19 protein-coding genes are annotated in these 18,124 nt (G+C 72.2%); 13 read left to right on the forward strand and 6 right to left on the reverse strand.

The annotated features are described in order from the left end of the window. The first annotated feature begins 63 nt into the window (after window positions 1–63). From IE206_RS23095 to ygfZ, 3 genes are read left to right on the forward strand one after another with little or no spacing between them, the layout of a single operon-like run. Complete coding sequence (locus IE206_RS23095) at window positions 64–636, forward strand: heme-binding beta-barrel domain-containing protein (RefSeq protein ID WP_189965032.1); 573 nt, start codon at window positions 64–66, stop codon at window positions 634–636. Between the two features lie 49 nt (window positions 637–685). After that, window positions 686–1,150 carry a Fur family transcriptional regulator gene (locus IE206_RS23100; RefSeq protein ID WP_189965034.1) on the forward strand — a complete coding sequence of 155 codons (465 nt, stop codon included), beginning with the start codon at window positions 686–688 and terminating at the stop codon, window positions 1,148–1,150. Window positions 1,151–1,160: 10 nt separating this feature from the next. Beyond that, entirely contained in the window at window positions 1,161–2,126 is a 966-nt protein-coding gene (ygfZ, locus tag IE206_RS23105) for a CAF17-like 4Fe-4S cluster assembly/insertion protein YgfZ (RefSeq protein ID WP_189965036.1), read from the forward strand. Between the two features lie 18 nt (window positions 2,127–2,144). Here the strand turns inward: ygfZ and dtd are convergent, their stop codons facing one another. Then, the gene (dtd, locus tag IE206_RS23110) at window positions 2,145–2,570 is read right to left on the reverse strand and encodes a D-aminoacyl-tRNA deacylase (protein ID WP_189965037.1); all 426 of its coding nucleotides are present in this window, start codon (window positions 2,568–2,570) and stop codon (window positions 2,145–2,147) included. Between the two features lie 168 nt (window positions 2,571–2,738). Between dtd and IE206_RS23115 the strand changes: the two genes are divergently transcribed. From IE206_RS23115 to IE206_RS23125, 3 genes are all read left to right on the forward strand, one after another. After that, on the forward strand, window positions 2,739–3,332 hold the full coding sequence (locus IE206_RS23115; RefSeq protein ID WP_189965039.1) for an RsiG family protein: 594 nt from the start codon (window positions 2,739–2,741) through the stop codon (window positions 3,330–3,332). Between the two features lie 61 nt (window positions 3,333–3,393). Further along, complete coding sequence (locus tag IE206_RS23120; RefSeq protein ID WP_189965041.1) at window positions 3,394–4,353, forward strand: asparaginase; 960 nt, start codon at window positions 3,394–3,396, stop codon at window positions 4,351–4,353. Between the two features lie 25 nt (window positions 4,354–4,378). Next, on the forward strand, window positions 4,379–5,638 hold the full coding sequence (locus IE206_RS23125; RefSeq protein ID WP_189965043.1) for a GNAT family N-acetyltransferase: 1,260 nt from the start codon (window positions 4,379–4,381) through the stop codon (window positions 5,636–5,638). 77 nt (window positions 5,639–5,715) lie between these two features. Here IE206_RS23125 and IE206_RS23130 read toward each other — a convergent pair whose 3' ends face one another. Then, on the reverse strand, window positions 5,716–6,687 hold the full coding sequence (locus IE206_RS23130; protein WP_189965045.1) for a zinc-binding dehydrogenase: 972 nt from the start codon (window positions 6,685–6,687) through the stop codon (window positions 5,716–5,718). A 182-nt stretch (window positions 6,688–6,869) separates the two neighbouring features. On the opposite strand from IE206_RS23130, the gene IE206_RS23135 reads away from it, so the two are divergent. Beyond that, window positions 6,870–7,478, forward strand: a complete 609-nt coding sequence (locus tag IE206_RS23135) for a TetR/AcrR family transcriptional regulator (protein ID WP_226598966.1) — start codon at window positions 6,870–6,872, stop codon at window positions 7,476–7,478. 100 nt (window positions 7,479–7,578) lie between these two features. After that, complete coding sequence (locus tag IE206_RS23140) at window positions 7,579–8,304, forward strand: class I SAM-dependent DNA methyltransferase (protein WP_373300968.1); 726 nt, start codon at window positions 7,579–7,581, stop codon at window positions 8,302–8,304. 148 nt (window positions 8,305–8,452) lie between these two features. On the opposite strand, the gene IE206_RS23145 is transcribed toward IE206_RS23140, so the two are convergent. Beyond that, window positions 8,453–9,889 (reverse strand): FAD-dependent monooxygenase, encoded by a 1,437-nt coding sequence (locus tag IE206_RS23145; RefSeq protein WP_189965047.1) that lies wholly within the window; start codon window positions 9,887–9,889, stop codon window positions 8,453–8,455. Window positions 9,890–10,004: 115 nt separating this feature from the next. On the opposite strand from IE206_RS23145, the gene IE206_RS23150 reads away from it, so the two are divergent. The 4 genes from IE206_RS23150 (at window position 10,005) to IE206_RS23165 (ending at window position 12,670) form a co-directional block, all read left to right on the forward strand. Next, entirely contained in the window at window positions 10,005–11,000 is a 996-nt protein-coding gene (locus IE206_RS23150) for an Lrp/AsnC family transcriptional regulator (RefSeq protein WP_226598965.1), read from the forward strand. 132 nt (window positions 11,001–11,132) lie between these two features. Further along, window positions 11,133–11,549 (forward strand): helix-turn-helix domain-containing protein, encoded by a 417-nt coding sequence (locus tag IE206_RS23155; protein WP_189965049.1) that lies wholly within the window; start codon window positions 11,133–11,135, stop codon window positions 11,547–11,549. 22 nt (window positions 11,550–11,571) lie between these two features. Beyond that, a complete protein-coding gene (locus IE206_RS23160) occupies window positions 11,572–12,177 on the forward strand; it encodes a hypothetical protein (protein ID WP_189965051.1) in 606 nt (201 codons plus the stop codon). A 148-nt stretch (window positions 12,178–12,325) separates the two neighbouring features. Beyond that, a complete protein-coding gene (locus IE206_RS23165) occupies window positions 12,326–12,670 on the forward strand; it encodes a DUF2516 family protein (protein WP_053729032.1) in 345 nt (114 codons plus the stop codon). A gap of 19 nt (window positions 12,671–12,689) precedes the next feature. On the opposite strand, the gene IE206_RS23170 is transcribed toward IE206_RS23165, so the two are convergent. From IE206_RS23170 to IE206_RS23180, 3 genes are all read right to left on the reverse strand, one after another. After that, on the reverse strand, window positions 12,690–13,931 hold the full coding sequence (locus tag IE206_RS23170) for a PP2C family protein-serine/threonine phosphatase (RefSeq protein WP_189965053.1): 1,242 nt from the start codon (window positions 13,929–13,931) through the stop codon (window positions 12,690–12,692). Window positions 13,932–14,278: 347 nt separating this feature from the next. Continuing rightward, window positions 14,279–15,337, reverse strand: a complete 1,059-nt coding sequence (locus IE206_RS23175; RefSeq protein ID WP_189965054.1) for a C40 family peptidase — start codon at window positions 15,335–15,337, stop codon at window positions 14,279–14,281. 366 nt (window positions 15,338–15,703) lie between these two features. After that, window positions 15,704–16,498 (reverse strand): class I SAM-dependent methyltransferase, encoded by a 795-nt coding sequence (locus IE206_RS23180; RefSeq protein WP_189965056.1) that lies wholly within the window; start codon window positions 16,496–16,498, stop codon window positions 15,704–15,706. A gap of 259 nt (window positions 16,499–16,757) precedes the next feature. Here IE206_RS23180 and mshA point away from each other — a divergent pair, with 259 nt between their 5' ends. Continuing rightward, on the forward strand, window positions 16,758–18,101 hold the full coding sequence (gene mshA, locus IE206_RS23185; protein ID WP_189965058.1) for a D-inositol-3-phosphate glycosyltransferase: 1,344 nt from the start codon (window positions 16,758–16,760) through the stop codon (window positions 18,099–18,101). Window positions 18,102–18,124 lie beyond the last annotated feature (23 nt).

Below are 18,124 nucleotides of genomic sequence, written 5' to 3' on the forward strand. Positions count from 1 at the left end.
ACCGTGAAGAAGCTGTACCAGGGTCAGCGCTAACCCCGACCGCAACGAAGAGATCGCAGCCTCATGATCGAGATTCCGTCCGACCTCCACCCCGACCTGGTCCCCCTGGTCTTCCTCCTCGGTACGTGGGAGGGCGCCGGCGTCACCGACTTCCCCGGTGCCGAGAAGGCGAACTTCGGGCAGTCCGTGACCTTCTCCCACGACGGCCGTGACTTCCTGGAGTACGTCTCGCACTCCTGGATCCTGGACGGCGAGGGCAACAAGGTGAAGCCGCTGGAGTCCGAGTCGGGCTACTGGCGCATCGACAAGGACCGCAAGGTCGAGGTCGTCATGGTCCGCGACCAGGGCATCGTCGAGATCTGGTACGGCGAGCTCGCCCACCAGAAGCCGCAGATCGACCTGGTCACCGACGCCGTCGCCCGCACCGCGGCCTCCGGCCCGTACACCGGTGGCAAGCGGCTCTACGGCTACGTCAAGAGCGACCTGATGTGGGTCGGCGAGAAGGCGACCCCCGAGGTCGAGCTCCGCCCCTACATGTCGGCGCACCTGAAGAAGGTCGTCACGCCGGAGCAGGTCGCGGAGATGGCCCGTGGCCTCGGCGACCTCCCGGACGACGGAATCGCCTTCTTCAAGTAGGCCGTACTCGTCCCGTGGGTGCCGCCGGGTTCACTCCTACACTGGGAGCGTGGTGACCACCGACTGGCAGAGCGACCTCCGCAGGCGCGGGTACCGGCTGACCCCCCAGCGACAGCTCGTCCTGGAGGCCGTCGACGTACTCGAACACGCGACGCCCGACGACATCCTCACCCAGGTGCGGAAGACGGCGGGCGGCGTGAACATCTCCACCGTGTACCGGACCCTGGAGCTCCTGGAGGAGCTGGGTCTGGTCTCGCACGCCCACCTCGGCCACGGCGCCCCGACCTACCACCTGGCCGACCGCCACCACCACATCCACCTGGTGTGCCGCGACTGCACCAAGGTGATCGAGGCCGATGTGGACGTGGCAGGTGACTTCACCGCGAAGCTCAGGGACACCTTCGGCTTCGAGACGGACATGAAGCACTTCGCCATCTTCGGGCGCTGTACCGACTGTGCCGAGAAACCCGTCGGCGGAGCCGACTCAACTAACACCGCAAGTACTGCGTCGTAGGCTTGCCTACATGAAGAGCCCCCTGCTGTCCCAGCCCGGCGCCGTCCCCGCCGAAGGGCGCGACGAAGGAGTCGCGGCGCACTACGGTGACCTGTTCCGCGAGCAGCGCGCGCTCGCCGCCGGCACCGGTCTCGTCGACCTCTCGCACCGCGGTGTCGTCACCGTCACCGGCGACGACCGGCTGAGCTGGCTGCACCTGCTGCTCACCCAGCACGTCAGCGAGCTGCCCGTCGGGCAGGCCACCGAGGCGCTCGTCCTCTCCGCGAACGGGCACGTCGAGCACGCCCTGTACCTCGTCGACGACGGCACGACGGTGTGGATCCACGTCGAGCCCGGCACCGAGGGCGAGCTGATCGCCTACCTGGAGTCGATGAAGTTCTTCTACCGGGTCGAAGTCGCCGACCGCACCGAGGAGTTCGCGGTCGTCCACCTGCCGGCCGGCTCCATCGCCGAGGTGCCGGACGGCGTGGTCGTGCGCGAGACGGCGTACGGCCGTGATCTGTTCCTGCCGCGCGGCGACCTGGAGAAGTACGCCGCCGAGGCGGGCCCGCTCGTCGGCATCCTGGCGTACGAGGCGCTCCGCGTGGAGGCGCACCGGCCGCGGCTCGGCTTCGAGACCGACCACCGGACGATCCCGCACGAGGTGGGCTGGATCGGCTCGGCCGTCCATCTCCAGAAGGGCTGTTACCGGGGCCAGGAGACGGTCGCCCGTGTCCACAACCTGGGGAAGCCGCCGCGCCGCCTGGTCTTCCTGCACCTGGACGGCAGCGAGGTGCTGCTTCCCGGGTCCGGTACGCCGGTCAGGCTCGCGGCCGACGGTGCCGACGGCCGCCAGCTCGGCTTCATCACCACCTCTGCCCGCCACCACGAGCTGGGCCCGATCGCGCTGGCCCTGGTCAAGCGCAACGTCCCGGTGGACGCGGAGCTGCTCGCGGGCAACACGGCGGCGGCCCAGGAAGTCGTGGTCGAGCCGTAGGCCGGTGGACCGGAGGTCTCAGACCTCCACCAGGACCGTGAACGGGCCGTGATTGGTGAGGGACACCCGCATGTCCGCGCCGAAGCGGCCCGTCTCCACATGTGCGCCGAGGGCTCGCAGCTGGGCCACCACCTCGTCGACCAAGGGCTCGGCCACATCGCCGGGGGCGGCCGCGTTCCATGTGGGGCGGCGGCCCTTGCGGGCGTCCCCGTAGAGAGTGAACTGCGAAATCACCAGCAAGGGCGCATTCACATCCGAGCAGGACTTCTCCCCCTCAAGGATGCGAACCGACCACAGCTTGCGGGCGAGCTGCGCCGCCTTGCCCGGATTGTCCTCGTGGGTGACTCCGACCAGGACACACAGGCCCTCACCCGCGATCTCGCCGACCGTCTCGCCGGCCACGACGACCTTCGCGCCGTCGACTCTCTGCACCACCGCTCGCATGCGCCCCAACCTATGCCACGGGTCGCTCCGATTTCCGAGCGGCTGAACGGGTGCAGTGCACCTGCACGTGCCGTACCGGGAGTGGCACGATGCGTACAGGCGGTGCTTCCCCTTGGTCCTTCGGGCCCGGGGAGACCCCATGCACCGGTCGAGGGGACGGAAAGACGCATGAGCACACCAGGCGCCGGGCAGTCGCCCGGTCCCGTATCGCTGACCCGGACCAACCCGCGTACCGCCGTGCGACCGCCCGTACAGCGGGCGGGCGGCACGCTGCCGCCCCAGCGCGACCACGACCTGGCCGCGCTCCGGCTCGCCGAGCTGCGCACCCTGCGCCGGCAGTCGCAGCGCGACGAGGCCGACCTCAGCTACGTACGGCGGCTGCTGCACGGCCGGATCGACATTCTGCGGGCCGAGCTGGCCCGGCGCACCGGGCCGCAGGCGCCGGTGGTGGAGCGGCTCGCGGAGATCCTCACGGACGCGCCGTCCTCGCACCGCGCCTCCGCCCGCCACGTCACGCTGTCCGCGCCGCGCAGCGAGGAGTACCGCATCCTCGCCGCCGAGATGGACGCCGAAGTCCAGCTGTCCGACCTCGCCGCCCGTACGGACGAGGAGCTGCACACCGCGACCGGGCGCCTGATCCGCTACGAGCAGCAGGTCTCGCGGCGCCGGCAGCAGCTCCAGCGGACCGCCGACGATTGCAGTGCCGAGATCGCCCGCAGGTACCGTGATGGTGAAGCACAAGTAGACGATCTGCTCACCTGACCCGCCCGTATCGGAAGCGACCCCTCCGGGGCAGGTCACCTGCCCGGAAGGCCGCACCGCCATGACCGCCCTGACGTCCCCGATACCCCCGGTCCTCGCCGAAGTCGTACGCTCCGGATTCGTCGAGGGCCATCATCGGGGCTCGCTGGTGGTCCTTGCGGAAGACGGCAGTGTCGAGTTCTCGCTCGGCGACCCGGCGGCGCCCGTCTTCCCGCGCTCGTCCAACAAGCCGATGCAGGCCGCCGCCGTGCTGCGGGCCGGCCTCGATCTGTCGGGCGAGCGCCTGGCCATCGCGGCCGCCAGCCACTCGGGCGAGGGCTTCCACCTCGATCTCGTACGCAAGATGCTGGCGGAGCACGGGCTGACCCCGGACGACCTCCAGACGCCGCCCGACCTGCCGCTGGATGCGACCGAGGCCGAGACGTACCTGGCGGCGGGCCGTGTCCGCGAGCGGCTCACCATGAACTGCTCGGGCAAGCACGCGGCGATGCTCGCGGCCTGCAAGCAGAACGGCTGGGACCTCGGGAGCTACCTCGACCCAGCGCACCCGCTGCAGCGCCTTGTCCACGACTCCGTCGAGGCGGCCGCGGGGGAGCAGGTCGCCTCGGTCGGCACCGACGGCTGCGGGGCGCCGCTCATGGCGATCAGCCTGACCGGCCTCGCGCGCGCCTTCCGCACCTTCGCGACGGCCCAGGCGGGCACGCCCGAGGGCCGGGTCGCCGAGGCGATGCGCGCGCACCCCGAGTACGTGGCCGGCACGCGGCGGCCCGACACCTGGCTGATGCGCGAGGTGCCCGGCACCCTGTCGAAGATGGGCGCCGAGGCCGTGCAGGCGGTGGCCCTGGCCGACGGCCGCGCCCTCGCCTTCAAGGTCGACGACGGCGCGATCCGCGCGCTCGGCCCGATCCTGGCCCGCGCGCTCCAACTCCTGGGCGTGGACGGCCCGGTGGTGGACCGGATCGGCCGCGCGCCGCTGTTCGGCGGGGCCGCCGAGGTCGGCGAAATTCGGGCGACATTCTGACCGGGAGCCGCCTAGCGTGGCCGGTATGAGCACCCCGGCCACGCCCGACATCGAGGTCCGTACCGTCGCCGAAGCCGAGTACACCGACTGGCTGAAGGCGGTCAACAGGGGCTTCCTGCGCCCGCCGGTCGTGAGCGACGAGGAGGCGCGGGGCCGTCTCGCCCACACCGATGTCGGCCGGGTGCAGGGGGCCTTCGAGGCGGGCCGCTGCGTGGCGACGTTCCGGTCCTTCGCGCAGGAGCTGACCGCGGTCGGCGGCGCCGCGCTGCCCGTGACGGCGGTCAGCGGCGTCACCGTCTCGCCCACGCACCGCAGGCGCGGACTGCTCACCCGGATGATGGCGGCCGAGCTGTCGGCGGCCAGGGAGCGCGGCGAGGTCGCCTCCACGCTGATCGCCGCCGAGTACCCGATCTACGGCCGGTACGGGTTCGGCCCGGCCACCTCGCTCACCGAGTGGGAGATCGACACGGCGCGCACCGGCCTCGACCCGAACTGGTCGGGCCCCGCCGACGGCGGCCGGGTCGACCTGGTGGACCCGGCCGAGGCGGCCAAGGTGGGCCCCGAGATCTTCGAACGGTTCCGGGCGGCGCAGCCCGGCGCGGTCAGCCGCACCCGGCGCTGGTGGGACCTGGCCACCGGCGCGGCCCGCCTCGACGGCCCCTGGACCGAGCCGTTCTTCGCGGTGTACCGCACGGCCGGAGGCGAGGCGGCCGGGATCGCCGCGTACACGGCCGACGAGCGGTGGAGCGACGCCAAGCTGCCCGAGAACACGGCGACGGTGAAGAGCCTGATCGGCCTGACCGCCGACGCGGACCGCGCCCTGTGGCACTACCTGTGCTCGATCGACTGGATCCGCACGGTGCGCACCGGCTACCGCGCCCCCGACGACCTGCTGCCCCTGTTCTTCCCGAACCCGCGCGCGGCCAGGATCGTGACCAACGCCGACTTCCTGTGGCTGCGCCTGCTCGATGTCGTACGGCTGCTGGAGTCGCGCACGTACGCCGGTGAGGGAGCCCTCGTCCTGGAGGTCGAGGACGGCGCGGGCCTGGCGGCGGGCCGCTTCCTCCTGGAGGCGAGCCAGACGGGCGCACGCTGCAAGCCGACGACGCTCTCAGCCCAACTGACTCTGAACGTAAGGGAGTTGGCGTCCCTGTATCTCGGTGACGAGTCGGCGACGCGGCTGCTCGCGCTCGGCCGGGTCGCTCAGGAGCGGGCGGGGGCGGCGGCGCGCGCGGACGAGCTGTTCCGCACGGCGCGCCGCCCCTGGTGCCCCGACATGTTCTGACCCCGGGACGCCCCGGCGCCGGATGCCGCCGACCCCCACCCCCGTGGGAGGTCGGCGGCATGTCGTGACGGGCGGCGTCACGGCTTGAGCAGCACCTTCCCGACCAGGCCCCGCCCCTCGATGGCCGCATGCGCCTCGGCGGCGCGCTCCAGTGGGAACACCTCGCCGATCACGGACCTCAGCCGCCCGGCCGCCGCCTCTTCGAGCACCCGGTCGAGGAGCGCGGTGCGGCGCTCGGGCGTCAGCTGAACGTCGCCGATGCCGAGGAGGGTGATGCCGCGCCGCCGGGCCTCGTCCGGGTCGACGGCGGCGAAGCCGGTGCCCGAGGGGGCGCCGTGCGCGGAGAAGCGCCCGCCGTCGGCGGTCAACGGGAAGGCAGAGAGGCCGAGTTGGCCTCCGACGCCGTCCAGAACGAGATCGGCGCCGTGCTCGCCGAGTGCGCCGCGGGCTCCTTCCGGCCAGCCGGAGTCGGCCGCGTCGACGACCTGGTCGGCCCCCAACTCCCGTACCAGCGCGGTCTTTTCGGGCCCGCGGGCCACGCCCACCACCCGGGCGCCGAGCGCGCGGGCGAGCTGGACGAGCAGGGTGCCCATGCCGCCGGAGGCGCCGGTGATCAGTACGGTCTCGCCCGGCTTGAGCGCGGTGTTGTCGAGGAGGGCGAGGGCGGTCACCCCGTCGTGGACGAGGGAGGCCGCCTCCCGCAGGCCGACGCCGTCCGGGACGGGGGAGAGGTGGTCGGCGGGGACCGCCATGAGCTCGGCGTAGCTGTCGGCCTGACCGGCCACGGCCACCCGGCGGCCCGCCCAGGCCGGGTCCACGCCGGGGCCGGTGGCGGTGACGGTGCCCGAGGCGCCGCCGGCGGGCACGTAAGGGGGCTTGACGTCGAAGAACTCGCCGAAGGCTCCCGCGCGGATCTGGGTCTGCACGAAGAGGGTGTCGATGTGGTCGACGGCCACGAGAACCTCGCCCGCCCCGGCGACCGGATCCGGCGCCTCCGCGGGGGCCAGCACCTCGGGCCCGCCGAACTTCCCGACCTGTGCAACACGCATGACGATCACTGCTCCCACCCGTTGTCCGCGCCGGTGCGCGGTGCGTACGGCGAGTCTTCAACCTCAACTGGGCTTGAGGTCAAGGAGGTTCTGGCGGACGGTGTTAACGGTGCTGGGATTCCTTTAGGGTGGTCTGAGTCTTCGCCGGACCAGGATTCGCCGGACCAGGAAAGGAAGTCGCGATGGAGGAGGGCATGGAGCCGGGGACGGTGCGGCCGGGCGGGCGGACGGCGCGCGTGCGGGCGGCCGTACTCCAGGCGGCCGGGGACGCGCTGGCCGAGCACGGCTTCGACGGCCTCGACCTGGCCGATGTGGCGCGCCGGGCGGAGGTCGGCAAGACCACGGTCTACCGGCGCTGGGCCACGACGACGGGCCTGGTCGCCGACCTCCTGGACGACATGGCCGAGCAGTCCTCGCCCCGTACGGACACCGGCTCGCTGGACGGCGACCTGTTGGCGAACGCGCGCCTGGTCGTCAAGACGCTGACCGATCCGAGGCAGGGCGCCCTGTTCAAGGCGGTGATCGCCGCGGCCACCTGCGACCCCCGCGCGGCCCGCGCCCTGCACCGCTTCTACGCCACCCGCATCGAGGAGTGGGCCCCCTGTGTCACACAGGCCGCGGAACGAGGCGAGGTCCCGCCCGGCACGGATGCGGCGGAGGTGATCCGAGCGGTCTCGGCACCGCTGTACTACCGCTTCCTGGTGAGCGGGGACGGGCTGGACGAGGGCGCTGCGGACCGCGCGGCGGGGGCGGCGGGGGCGGCGGCGCGGGCGGGGGCGTACGGGAGTTGAGGGCCTGCTGGGGTCGGATGCGGCCGGGGTTCCGGTCCGGCCCGTGAGGCCGGCCCGGGTGCGGGCCCGGTGTCAGTGCCGGGGTCTAGGCTCGACGCCCATGACCATGCCGACGCCCATGACCATGCCGACCCCCATGACCCCGCAAGAGGCGGCCGCCGGAGGCGAGTTGCAAGCTGCCCCCCACCTGCACACGACACGCACGTTCTACGACACCATCGCGACGGACTACGCGGAGCGCTTCCGCACCGTCCTTGAGGACAGGCCGCTGGACCGGGCGATCCTGGGAGCGTTCGCGGAACTCGTCCTCGCGGCGGGTGGCGGACCGGTCGTGGACCTGGGCAGCGGCCCCGGCCGGGTGACGGCCCATCTGCACGGCCTCGGCCTGGCGGTGCACGGGATCGACCTGTCGCCCCGGATGGTGGAGATGGCCCGCGCGGACCATCCCGGGGTGCGTTTCGAGGTGGGCTCGCTGACGGACGTCGACGCGGCGGACGGGACGCTGGCGGGCGTGCTGGCCTGGTACTCGATCATCCATACCCCGAGGGAGCGGCTGCCGCAGGTGATGGCGGAGTTCCACCGCGTACTGGCCCCCGGAGGCCACCTGCTGCTCGCCTTCCAGGTGGGCGAGGAACCACTGCGCGTGGCGAACCCGTTCGGCACGGACGTCTCCCTGGACTTCAACCGCCTGTCCCCGGACCACATCGCGACCCTCCTGAAGGAGGCGGGCTTCACGGTGACGACGCGGGCGCGTCGGGAGGCGGAGGGCACGGAGGCGGTGCCGCAGGCCTACCTCTTCGCGCGCAAGGAGCGCGAAGAGGCGTAACGGGCCGCTCATCCCCGTTGGTCCGCGGGCGCCGCCCGGCCTCCCCGCCCCCGACGCCACTTCCCGCCCGGCAGCCGCCTGTGCGCAAAGGGCTTCCCGGACGGGGAGAGCGTGGGGCTGCGGTGTGTGGCGATCACGACCTGACGGGTCAGTGGGGCTCGCCGAACCAGTGGGCGAGCACCGGTTCCGGGTCGCCCGAGCCCGCCCAGCACACGTAGCCGTCCGGGCGGATGAGCATCGGTTCGGTGCCGGCGCCCCGGCCCGCTCGGTCCACCCGGTCCGACCAGGGGGCGGCGATGCGGGCGAACGTGTCGGACGGGTCCAGCAGGACGCCGTGGCCGGACCGCAGCAGTTCGTGGACCCGGGCCGGGCCGAGGTCCAGGTCCGGGGCGGGCAGGCCGACGAGCGGGTGGGTTGCGTTGCCCGGCATCGGGTAGCGGACGGCCATCCCGGACATCAGGTCGGCGAGATGGCGCTGGACGTCCGGGAGCTGGGCCATCGCCGTGAAGATCTCCCGGGCGGCCAGCACCTCCGGATCGCGGGTGCCTGCCCAGTCCATCAGCAGGCTCTGCGCCCGGACGTTGCGCAGCACGGCGGCCCCGGCCGGGTGCCGTTCCGCGTGATACGTGTCGAGCAGGTCCTTCGGTGCCCAGCCGTGCACGGCGGCGGCGAGCTTCCAGCCGAGGTTGAACGCGTCCTGCATCCCGGTGTTCATGCCCTGCGCGCCCAGCGGAAGGTGGACGTGGGCGGCATCGCCCGCCAGGAACACCCGACCGTGCCGGTACTGCGCGACCTGCCGCGACGCGTTGGTGATGCGGCGGGCGTAGCGCAGTTCGACCAGGTGCACCCGCGTTCCGAACACGGTGCTCAGGCCGTCCCGGATCTCGTCCTCGGTGACCGGGGTCTCCCTCGGCAGTGACCGGCCCGGCCCGCCGAGGACCAGCCGACGCAGCGGTCTGCCCTGCGGATCGGTGCCGAGCGGGAACAGTGCCGCCCAGTGCCCGTCCTCGCCCCAGGTGTGCGACGTGGCCGGATCGGCGCCGCCCAGCCGCACGTCTGCGGCGACGATCGTCAACGTGCCGGGCGGGCCGGGGAAACCGGCCCGCAGCAGCGACCGTACGGTGCTGTGCGCCCCGTCGGCCGCGACGAGGTACCGGGAGCGGACGGCGGCGCCGTTGGCGAAGGTCGCGGTGACGCCGTCGGGATCCTGGGCGAGGCCGACCAGTTCGTGGTCCCTGCGGACATGGAGGCCGTGCGCGGCGAGGTGCTGCTCGAAGAACCCCTCGATGACCACCTGCGGCACGGACCGCCAGGGCAGGTGGTGCCGGTTGGAGTCGAACGGGAGGGGGATGCCGGCGAAGTGGCCCGTGGCGACGGGGTGGTCTCCGGTGGCCAACAGGGGTGCGAGCAGACCTCGTTGGTCGAGCACCTCCAGGGTGCGGGACTGCACGCCGCCCGCCCTGGACAGCTCGCTGCGCCGCGACAGCTTGTCGACGAGGACGGTCGACACCCCCGCCGTGAGCAGCTCGTTGGCCAGCGTCATTCCGGTCGGGCCGGCGCCGGTGATGAGTACATCGGTGTCCACGGACTCTCCTCTGGCTGTGTCGATCGGGACAGGAGCAACGCTCCGTCGGCCGAGCGGTCCTCGCCAGTAACAGCCCGAATTCCGTTGATAGTTGACACCCCCTACCCTCAACACGGTGAAATCCGACTCTGCCTACGCCTATGACTCCGACTCCGCCTACGACGACCTGGACCGTCGGCTCGTGCACGCCCTGCAGATCGACGGCCGTGCTCCGTTCAACGCCATCGCCGAGGTTCTCGGCGTGTCGGACCGCACCGTCGCCCGCCGGTACGCCCGGTTGCGATCGGCCGGGGCGGTACGGGTGCTGGGCGGGGTCGACTCCACCGTGCTGGGCGCCGTCATGTGGTTCCTGCGGGTGCGATGTGCGCCCGCCGCGTCGCTGCCGGTCGCCGAGGCGCTGGCCCGACGCCCCGACACGTCCTGGGTGAGCCTCCACTCGGGCGGCACCGAGATCACCTGCGTGGTCCGTACGGAGAGCGAGGCGGACAGCGAGGCGCTGCTGCTGGCCAAGCTCCCGCGCACCCCGCGGGTGGAGGGCGTGACCGCGCACTCCGTGCTGCACGCCTTCTACGGCGGCCCGGACAACCCGGCCGGGAAATTCGGGGCGCTGGACGCGGAGGAGGTCGAGAGGCTGCGCCCGCCTCCGGTACCGCACCGACCCGGACCGGTGCGGCTCGACGACGGAGACCGCAAGCTCCTCGCCCTGCTCGCCACCGACGGCCGTGCCGGGTTCGAGCAGCTGGCCGCGGCGACCGGCTGGTCGGCGACGACGGTCCGGCGCCGGATGGCGGAGCTGCGCGCACACGGTCTGCTCTACCTGGACGTCGACGTCGACCTGCGCATGTTCGGCGTGCACGCCCGGACCCTGCTCTGGCTCTCGGTCGCCCCCGCCCACCTGGAGGAGACCGGCCGGGCGCTGGCCGGCCATCCGGAGATCGCGTTCGCCGCCGCCACGACCGGCCCGACCAACCTGTACGCGAGCGTGGTGTGCGCGAACCAGCGGGAGCTGTACCGCTACCTGACCACCCGGATCGCCGCACTCCCGGCCATCACCCACCTGGAGACGGCCCCAGTGATCAAGACCGTGAAGCAGGCGGGGAACCGTGCGTAGCGACGGCCGACGGGCATCGCTGATGTTCCGGCACCCCCTGATGTCCGATCGCGCGCCGTCCCCGACGTGGCGCAGCGCACTTTTGCAAGCGTCTGCTTGCAATAGTTAGCAGGGCTGGTGCACCATCGGGGTATGGCATCGCTCAACGTCGGCAATCTCGGGGAGTACCTGCGCGAGCAGCGGCGCAATGCGCAGCTCTCGTTGCGGCAGCTCGCCGATGCCGCCGGGGTGTCCAATCCGTATCTGAGTCAGATCGAGCGCGGGCTGCGCAAGCCGAGCGCGGACATTCTGCAGCAGCTCGCGAAAGCGCTGCGGATCTCCGCCGAGACGCTGTACGTGCAGGCCGGGATTCTCGACGAGCGGTCTCCCGAGGCCGCTGGGACGCGCAGCGTCATTCTCGCCGACCCCTCGCTCAACGAGCGTCAGAAGCAGGTTCTGCTCCAGATCTACGAGTCCTTCCGCAAGGAGAACGGGCTCGACGCCGACCCGGACACCGACAGCGCCGCCGACCATCCTCACACCCCTCAAGACCCTCAAGCGAGCAACTGAGCACTGATCCGGGAGGACAGTCATGGCCATCACCGATGACCTGCGCAAGACCCTCACCGACCCCACACCCCTCTACTTCCTCGCCGGTACGGCGGACATCGCAGGGCAGCAGGCCAAGAAGGTCCCGGCCCTGATCGAGAAGATCCAGGCCGAGGCGCCCGAGCGCATCGAGGCCGTGCGCCGCACCGACCCGAAGGCCGTGCAGGAGAAGGCCGCCACCCGGGTCAAGGAGGTCCAGGCCGCCGTCACCACCCGCGCGGGCGAGATCCTCGGCGCCCTCGACGGCGACCTCAAGAAGCTGGGCGAGAACGCCCAGGACCTCGCCCTGCGCGGCGTCGGCGTCCTCGCCGAGTACGCCGTCAAGGCGCGCGAGGGCTATGACTCGGTCGCCGAGCACGGCCAGGAGGTCGTCAAGCAGTGGCGCGGCGAGGCCGCCGACGAGATCGTCGAGATCGCCACCGCTGTCGAGCCCAAGGGCGACGAGGCCAAGGACGAGCCCAAGGGCGAGGTTCCGGCTCAGGGCGAGGCCGCCGAGGCCGACTCCGACGCCGCCGACAAGCCCGTCGCCAAGAAGGCCGCCCCGCGCAGGGCCGCGGCCAAGAAGACCGCCGCCAAGTCCGCCGAGTAGTCGGCTCACGCGGTTCGCGGGGCGGGCACCTTCGGGGGGCCCGCCCCGTTGTCCTAGTACCTTGGCCGCGAGGCGCTCTCCATCCTCATCGGGGCGCCATACGTATCAGGACGCAGTACTCATCGGGACTCACTAGGCGGTGCACGACATGTTGCTCACGGGATTCAGCCTTCTCACATCGCTGCTCTATCTCGCGATGCTCGTCATCGCCGTGGTGGCGCTGGGTTTCGCCGTCGTGGCCCGCGAGGACGCGTACCGCGCGGCGGACAAGCAGACGAAGCCGTTCTGGCTGATCATCCTGGGCATCACGGTCGTGGTGAACCTGGTCGTGCCGGTGCTGTTCCTGCAGCTCGCCGGGCTCGTCGCCTCGATCGTGTTCATGGTGGACGTACGGCCCGCGATCCGGCAGGTCTCCGGCGGTGGCCGGGGCGGCCGGCGCGGCGGCGGCTCCAGCAGTGACGGTCCGTACGGGCCCTACAACGGCGGCCGGTAGCCCCGAAGGAGCCCCGGCGTCAGTCCTCCGTGCGCTTGCGTTCCAGGAGGACCACCGCCACGTCGTCCGTCAGCTCGCCGCCGTTGAGCTCGCGGGCCCGGGTCACCGCCGCTTCGAGCAGTGACTCGCCGCGCAGCCCGGACGCCAGCTGGCTGTTGATCATTTCCAGCATGCCGTCCTGGCCGAGCCGCTGGCTGCCCTCGCCCGTGCGGCCTTCGATCAAGCCGTCGGTGTACATCAACAGGCCCCATTCCCGGCCGAGTTCGACCTGCCGGCGCGGCCAGCGGGCGCGCGGCAGCAGGCCGAGGGCCGGGCCGCCGTTCTCGTACGGGAGCAGCTGCGCCCGGCCGCCGAGCGCGATCAGCGGTGAGGGGTGGCCGGCCAGGCAGAGGCCCGCGCTGCGGCCGTCCGGCGCGATGTCGACGGTGCACAGCGTCGCGAAGATCTCCTCGCTGTCGCGCTCGTGTTCCAGGACCTCCTGAAGGGTCGAGAGCAGCTGGTCCCCGCACAGGCCGGCCAGCGTCAACGCCCGCCAGGCGATGCGGAGTTCGACCCCGAGGGCCGCCTCGTCGGGGCCGTGGCCGCAGACGTCGCCGATCATCGCGTGCACGGTTCCGTCCGGCGTACGCACCGTGTCGTAGAAGTCGCCGCCGAGCAGCGCCCGGGAGCGGCCGGGGCGGTAGCGGGCCGCGAAGCGCAGGTCGGAACCGTCGAGCAGCGGGGTCGGGAGCAGCCCGCGCTCCAGGCGGGCGTTCTCCTGGGCGTGCAGCCGCGACTTGGCCAGCTTGTGCTGGGCGGTGTCCGCGCGCTTGCGCTCCACCGCGTACCGGATGGCGCGGCTGAGCAGCCTGCCGTCCAGCTCGTCGCGGAACAGGTAGTCCTGTGCGCCGACCCGGACCGCCTCCGCCGCCCGCTCGGCGTGGGTGGACGGGGTGAGGGCCAGCACGGCATGGCGCGGGGCCAGCCGGAGCAGATGGCGCAGAGCCGCGAGCTCGTCGTCCGGGTCGCGGCCGGGCAGCGCCAGGTCCAGGAGTATGCAGTGGACGTCGTCGGTGAGCAGCCGCTCGGCCTCGGTGAGATTGCGGGCGGTGCGGATCCGGACCCGGGTGCCCGCCGCGTCGAGGAGTTCGTGCACAGTGAAGGTGCCCGCCGGGTCGTCCTCGATGACCAGCAGGTTGAGCGGGCCGTCGACGGCGCTGCCCGTCTGGGGCTCCGGGGCGGCTCGCTGGTGCGGTACGGGTACGTGCTGGGATGCGGGCATCGTCGGTTCCGGAATCCTTCCCTCCCCCCGAGGGCACGGGGGTGCGCCGGTCGGCGCCCCACCAGCCGGGACCCTAGCGTCATCCACGGGCGTGGCGGAATGGCGTTCGGCGGTTGATCGCCCGGGGCCGGTTGGCATATGCCGCATGCCCTATTTGTCCGGGCCTCAGGAAGTTGCGGACTGCCCGTACCGCCAGTAAGCGATTGCCCGCCGGGTCTCCCCGGAGCTGCCCGGCCGGACGGCCCGGGGGTGTCCGGGCCGTCCGGCCGGAAGAGAAGGGCGAGCCGTACGGTGCCGCTACATGTCAGGGCGTACGGCGCCCTTGCTCGTCGGTGCGTACGGTGCCGCTACTTGTCGGGACGCACGACGCCCAGGATCGGCATGGAGCCGGCCCCCGTGATCGTCACGGTCCGGCCGGGCCGGGGGGCGTGCACGATCGCGCCGTCGCCGATGTACATCCCGACATGGGTGGCGTCGGCGAAGTAGATGATGAGGTCGCCGGGGCGCATGTCCTTGATCGCGACGTGCGGCAGCCGGGCCCACTGCTCCTGCGAGGTCCGCGGTATCCCGCGCCCGGCCGCGATCCAGGCCTGGGAGGTGAGCCCCGAGCAGTCGAAGGTGTCGGGCCCGGCGGCACCCCAGACGTACCGCTTGCCGATCTGGTCGGTCGCGAACTTCACGGCCTTCTTGCCCTGCTCGCTCGCGCTGCTGTTGATCTCTTTCAGTATGCCGGTGCTCAGCCAGGCCGTCTGGGAGTCGAACTCCCTCTTCCGCTCCAGCTCGGCCAGGCGCTGCTTCTCCTGCTCCTTGAGCTGGTCCTGGAGCTTCTCGGCCGCCGTGATCTTCTCGGTGATGTCCTTCTTCGCGGCTTCCTTCTTGACCCGGTTGGCCTCCAGGTTCTTCCACTGGGCGGTGGCGTCCTTGCTGTACGCCGCCAAGTCGGCCTGCGTACGGTTCAGTTCGCCGAGCACGCCCTGGGCGGCCTGCTGGCCCTGGCGCAGCGCGTCGGCGCCGGTCAGGAACGTCTCCGGGTCACCGCTGAGCATCAGCTGTGCGCCGGGCGGCAGGCCGCCGTTGCGGTACTGCATCCGCGCGGTGGCGCCCGCCTGGTCCTTCAGGCGCTTGATCTTCTCCTGGCCCTTCACGATCTCCTGGGCCAGCTGCACGATCTGCGCGGACTGCTGCTTGGTCTGCTCCTCGGCGAGGTTGTACGCGTCGGTGGCCGCGGCCGCCTGCCGGTACAGGTCGTCGATCTGCTTGCCCACTTCTTCGAGCGTCCTGGGCTGGGCCGGCGCGGTGGCCGACGGCGTAGGCGCCGGGTCGGCGAACGCCGTGCCCGGCACCGTCAACGCGGTCAAGGCGCACACCAAGGCGATCGCGGCCGCCAAACGGTGCTGCTTCGGCACTATGAACTCCCCCTCCAGCCGGCCCCGGCCCCACACCGGAACACCGGATACTCCATATGTGATTTACCGTCAGTAACATCACACTGCCGCGATGCTGCCACGGCCTCCGCCAAAACGACAGAGGCGCAAGGGCACCGAACGAGGCACATCCCCCTGCGCGTTCTTCCGCGCGTTCCGCTGTGTAGTGCTCTGTGTGGTGCTCTGCGCGGTCCTCTCCGCATTCCCTTTCGTCTGACGAACACCGGGCTCCACGCGTTCCGCCAGCCCCAGGGTTCACCCGTACGACGACGCGAACAACGCCCGAATTGGCCCGGACGTCACCTCGGCCGGATCGCGGGGCGCCCGCACCGGATCAGGAGGCCGGGCTCAACTGGGCGCAAGGGCGGCCCAGTTGACCGTCACCTCGCCCTGCCGCCAGCGCCGTACGCCGTCCACGACCGGCCAGTCGGCCGACAGATCCCGTACGGACTTGATCCACCGCTGCCGCGCGCCGAGGGAGGCGTACGGGGCGGCCGCCGCCCACGCCCGGTCGAAGTCGCGCAGGAAGGCGTGCACCGGCTCGCCCGGCACATTGCGGTGGATCAGCGCCTTCGGCAGCCGTTCGGCCAGGTCGGAGGGGCGCTCCAGGGAGCCGAGCCGGGTCGCGAAGGTCACCGTGCGGGGGCCGGAACGGTCGAGCGCGACCCAGACGTGGCGGCGGCCGATCTCGTCGCAGGTGCCCTCGACGAGCAGCCCGTCCGGCGCGAGCCGCGCGCACAGCCGGGCCCAGACGGCGGCCACCTCGCCCTCGTCGTACTGGCGCAGCACGTTCGCCGCGCGGATCAGCATCGGCGGCTCGGCCAGCGGCACCTCGAAGCCGCCGTGGCGGAAGGTGAGGCCCTCGCGCTCGTACGGCTTGGCGGCGGCGACCCGGGCCGGCTCGATCTCGATGCCGACCACCGAGACGGCGGGGGCGGCGGTGCGCAGGCGCTGGAGCAGCTCCACGGCGGTCCAGGGGGCGGCCCCGTACCCGAGGTCGACGGCGACCGGAGCGGGCGCGCGGCGCAGCGCGGCCCCGTGCGCGTCGGCGATCCAGCGGTCCATGCGGCGCAGCCGGTTCGGGTTGGTGGTGCCGCGCGTGACGGTGCCGACGGGGCGCTTCGCGGACGGAGGTGGAGCCATAGGACGAGGGTAGGCGGCGGTTCGGCCCGGGTGGTCCGACGGTTCGGCGCGGACGCCACGACGGTTCCGTCCGAGCGTTTCCGCAGGCCCGTGCCGATGCCGAAGGCTCCGCCCGACGGGTCCGCCCCGGCGTATCCGGCAACATTTTGGCAAAGTGGAAATGAAAGGGCGGATTCCGGTGTTCGGGGCTTTGGAGGGGCGTGCCCGCATGCCCGCTCCGCGTCCGAAGGCAGTGCCCCGAGCCGAGGAGGGCCTCGACGTGAGCCAGTACGTGTCCCGGTTCGCCGGCACCCTGGCGGGCCCGCCCAGGCTCCGGCTGCCCGGCGGCCACCGCAAGCCGCGCCGGGTCGCCATGCTCAGCGTCCACACCTCCCCGCTGCACCAGCCGGGGACGGGCGACGCGGGCGGCATGAACGTGTACATCGTCGAGCTCGCCAAGCGCCTGGCCGCGATCAACATCGAGGTCGAGATCTTCACCCGGGCCACCGCCGGCGGCCTCGCGCCGACCGTCGAGATGTCGCCCGGGGTGCTGGTGCGGCACATCGACGCGGGGCCGTACGAGGGCCTCGCCAAGGAGGAGTTGCCGGCCCAGCTCTGTGCCTTCACGCACGGGGTCATGCAGGCGTGGGCCCACCACCGGCCCGGCTACTACGACCTGGTCCACTCCCACTACTGGCTCTCCGGGCACGTCGGCTGGCTCGCCGCCGAACGCTGGGGGGTGCCCCTCGTCCACGCCATGCACACCATGGCCAAGGTCAAGAACGCGGCGCTCGCCGAGGGCGACACCCCCGAGCCGGCCGCGCGGGTCATCGGCGAGACCCAGATCGTGAACGCGGCGGACCGGCTGATCGCCAACACCGCCGAGGAGGCCGACGAACTCGTCCGCTTCTACGAGGCCGACCCCGGCAAGGTCGCCGTCGTCCACCCCGGTGTGAACCTCGACCGCTTCCGCCCGGCGGACGGCAGGACCGCGGCGCGGGACCGGCTCGGGCTGCCCCGGGACGCGTTCATCCCGGTCTTCGCGGGCCGCATCCAGCCGCTGAAGGCGCCGGACATCCTCCTGCGGGCGACGGCGGAGCTCCTGGAGCGCGACCCCTCCTTGCGCTCGCGGATGATCGTGCCGATCGTCGGCGGGCCTTCGGGCAGCGGCCTGGCCAAGCCGGAAGGCCTGCAGAAGCTGGCGGCCAAGCTCGGCATCTGTGACGTCGTACGGTTCAGACCACCGGTCGGCCAGGACCGGCTCGCGGACTGGTTCCGGGCGGCGTCCGTGCTGGTCATGCCCTCGTACAGCGAATCGTTCGGACTGGTCGCCATAGAGGCGCAGGCGGTCGGCACGCCGGTGGTCGCGGCGTCGGTCGGCGGGCTTCCGGTGGCGGTACGGGACGGGGTGACGGGGTTCCTGGTCCAGGGCCACGACCCCAAGGACTACGCGACCGCCCTGCGCCGCTTCGTCCAGGACCCCGCGCTGGTGCAGCGCATGGGCGGCGCGGCCGCCCGGCACGCGCAGTCCTTCGGCTGGGGGACGGCGGCGTCGGCCACGGCGGACGTGTACACGGCGGCGATGGCCGAACACCGGCGGCGGGTCCGGTCGCATCACGGGTGAGGCGTCCGCCCCGGGTCGGGTGC

It is taken from the genome of Streptomyces violascens (assembly GCF_014649955.1).
In the GTDB taxonomy this organism is placed as follows: Bacteria; Actinomycetota; Actinomycetes; order Streptomycetales; family Streptomycetaceae; genus Streptomyces; species Streptomyces violascens.